We start from the raw sequence: 3,009 nt of genomic DNA on the forward strand, positions 1-3,009 counted from the left end.
GCGGTCGGCTCGGGGGCCGGACCCGTGGGCGCGGGGTCGTCCGTGGGCGCGGTCGGCAGGGGCCGCGTCTCCGGGCCTGCCCACGCCGGGGTGTCCAGCAGCACCGCGAGGCTGCGGGTGTCCCGCGGACGGTACCGGGTCAGCTCGTGGACCGACTCGGTGCCGACGGTGCCCAGCACGGCGATCAACTCCTGTCCCAGTCCCGGGTCGGTGCCGGTGATCAGATCGCGTTCGTGGTTCGGCCGCAACGCGGCGAGCGCGTCCAGAACGGAGCCGTCGTGCGCGCGTCCGGCGTCCTCCGGCATGTCGGCCAGCGGCCTGCCGTGCTCGCTGACCAGGCGCACCCGGTGTCCCGCGTGGTTGAGGTGCAGGCACGCGCTCGCGGCGAACTCGACCGCCCACTCCAGACTGGCGCCCGCGCCCGTTCCGGCGTGCGCGGCGGCGCGGTGGTCGAGCAGCACCGTCGTACCCGCCCGCCATGGCCGTTCCTCGACGCGCACCATGACCTCGTCGCGCCGGGCGGTGGAGCGCCAGTGGACCTTACGCAGGTCGTCGCCCTGCCGGTACGGGCGCACGACGACGTCCGGTTCGCCCTGCCCGGTGTGCAGGCGCACACTGCTGTCCTGTCCCGAGCCGACGCCCGCGCCGAGGGGCAGTCCGCGCAGGCTCACCACGCGGGGCACGACCACCAGACGGGAGTCCCGCGCGAGTTCGCGGTGGAACTCGCAGATCCCGAAGGGGTCGGTGACGGTGGCGCACAGGGGGCCGATCCGCTGGATGCCCCGCACGGTGGGGCGGATTTGGTAGCGCAGCGAGACGGCCCGGTGTTGCGGCAACCGCTCCGCCACGAAGCGGGGGCGGGGCCCGAGCGCGTAGGGCAGGCCGTCCTCGACCAGTACCTCACCCGCGGGCGTGCGGCCCGTGCGCCACAGGTCGAGCCGCACCTCGGCGGGGGCGCCCACCGTGACCCGGTCGGCGTCGAGCACCCGCGCGGCGGCGATGCGCACCTTGGACGCCGTGGCCAGCAGCACCACGAAGAGCGGGAGCGCGACCACGAACACCGCCACGCGGAGCAGGTCGCGCTCGTCGAGCACGACCGCGCACACACCCGCGGCGACCCCTGCGGCGAGCAGGCACCGTCCTCGGGTGGTCAGTCCGGACAACGACCGCAGCATGGCAGGGCGTTACCGCTGGTCGGAGCCGCCGTGCGGAACGGCGACGCGCTGGAGCACCGCCCGCACGACGTCGGTGGCGGACCGGCGTGCCGCGTGCGCCTCGGTGGTGAGGACCAGACGGTGGGCGAGCACGGGCACCGCGACCGCGTGCAGGTCGTCGGGCACGACGTACTCCCGTCCGGAGAGCGCTGCCTGCGCCCGGGCGGCGCGGACCAGGTGCAGCGTGGCCCGCGGCGAGGCCCCGAGCCGGACCTCCGGCACCTGGCGCGTGGCCGCGGTCAGATCGACGGCGTAGCGGCGTACCTCGGGCGCCACGTGCAGCGTGCGGACGGTCTCGACCAGGCGCCGGACCGTGGCCGCGTCGGAGACCGGAGTGAGGTCGTCGAGCGGGTCGCGCCCGGCGTGCTCGTCGACCATCGACTCCTCGGCACGGGGGTCCGGATAACCGATGGACAGGCGCGCGGTGAACCGGTCGCGCTGGGCCTCGGGCAGGGCGTAGGTGCCCTCCATCTCGACCGGGTTCTGGGTCGCGATCACCATGAACGGCTTGTCCAGCCGGTAGGTGGCCGAGTCGACCGTGACCTGCTCCTCCTCCATGCACTCCAGCAGTGCCGACTGGGTCTTGGGGGAGGCACGGTTGATCTCGTCGCCCACCACGATGTTGGCGAACACCGGGCCGGGGCGGAACTCGAAGTCGGAGTGCTGCCGGTTGTAGACCGAGACCCCGGTGACGTCGCTGGGCAGCAGGTCGGGGGTGAACTGCACCCTGCTGACGGTGCAGTCCACCGACCGCGCCAGCGCCTTGGCCAGCGAGGTCTTGCCCACGCCGGGCACGTCCTCCACGAGCAGGTGACCTTCGGCCAGGAGCGTGACCAGCGCGACGCGCACCACCTCGGGCTTGCCGACCAGCACCCGCTCCACGTTGTCGGCGATCCGCCGGGCCGTCTCGTGCAGGTGATCGAGGTCGACGGTGCCGTCCGCGCCGTCGCCGTAGTCCCGGTCCGGATCAACGGGCGGATAGGGCGTCTCGGTGGTCACCGGGTCCCCGTCCGGCGCGGCGGTAGCGGTGGACTGTGCTTCCGACGTCACACGACCTCCTGTGCGAAAAGCCCTCGGACCTGCCGCGAGCGGGCGGCCGTTTCCGGTGACGGACCGCTGGTGCCACTCGCGGTCCAGCCTGACACGAAGTGTGTCAAAACACGGCGAAACCGCCCGAGCCGCCCCGGACGAACCCGGTGGCCGCGCACCGGTGTGGTCAGCATCCCACAGGCCCGGAGACGGCCCCCAGGCCCTGTTGCCCCTTTCAGGTGAGCCGTGTCCGAGTGCCTTGGTGTCGCCGTGAACTCGCCTATGCTGCCCAGTCGTGAACGCTGTGGAGTCGGCCCACCACGGACAGAGGTGCCCACGATGACCGAGGTCGAGACCGGTCCCGGTTCCGGCGCCGCCGGATTCGCCGTCTCCCCGGAGGCCGCCGAGGAGACGTTCCGCAGGCTGAGCGAGGTGCAGGACACCGTCGCGCGCATGGTGCGGCGGGCCAAGGTGCTCGGCCGGTCCGTCCCGCTCGGCGGCGGCTACGCCGGTGAGATCGGCGCGTTCATGGCCCGGTACGGGGTGTCCGACGGGGACTCGGCCGCCGAATCCCTCACCCGGTTCGGCCGCGAGCTCGAAGAGCTCAAGTCGCGGATCGAGGTGGCGTTGCGCCGCTACGACGATCGCGACCGCGACGCGGCCGAGGGTGTGGACTGTGTGGGCGGGGGCTGAGGGTGGCCGCGCGTGCGGTCGCGGTGGCGTCGCTGGTGCTGGCCGCCGCCGCGCTCACGAGCTGTGCGGGCCG

General features: G+C 73.5%; 3 protein-coding genes. 1 reads left to right on the plus strand and 2 read right to left on the minus strand.

All coding sequences use genetic code 11. The features are described 5' to 3' along the window. A partial coding sequence (locus SACSA_RS0100065; protein WP_019812483.1) for a DUF58 domain-containing protein occupies nucleotides 1-1,175 on the minus strand: 1,175 nt, incomplete at its 3' end. Nucleotides 1,176-1,184: 9 nt separating this feature from the next. Then, entirely contained in the window at nucleotides 1,185-2,264 is a 1,080-nt protein-coding gene (locus SACSA_RS0100070; protein ID WP_019812484.1) for an AAA family ATPase, read from the minus strand. 318 nt (nucleotides 2,265-2,582) lie between these two features. Here SACSA_RS0100070 and SACSA_RS0100075 point away from each other — a divergent pair, with 318 nt between their 5' ends. Beyond that, the gene (locus tag SACSA_RS0100075) at nucleotides 2,583-2,936 is read left to right on the plus strand and encodes a hypothetical protein (protein ID WP_019812486.1); all 354 of its coding nucleotides are present in this window, start codon (nucleotides 2,583-2,585) and stop codon (nucleotides 2,934-2,936) included. Nucleotides 2,937-3,009 lie beyond the last annotated feature (73 nt).

The sequence above is a fragment of the Saccharomonospora saliphila YIM 90502 genome, from assembly GCF_000383795.1.
GTDB lineage: Bacteria > Actinomycetota > Actinomycetes > Mycobacteriales > Pseudonocardiaceae > Saccharomonospora > Saccharomonospora saliphila.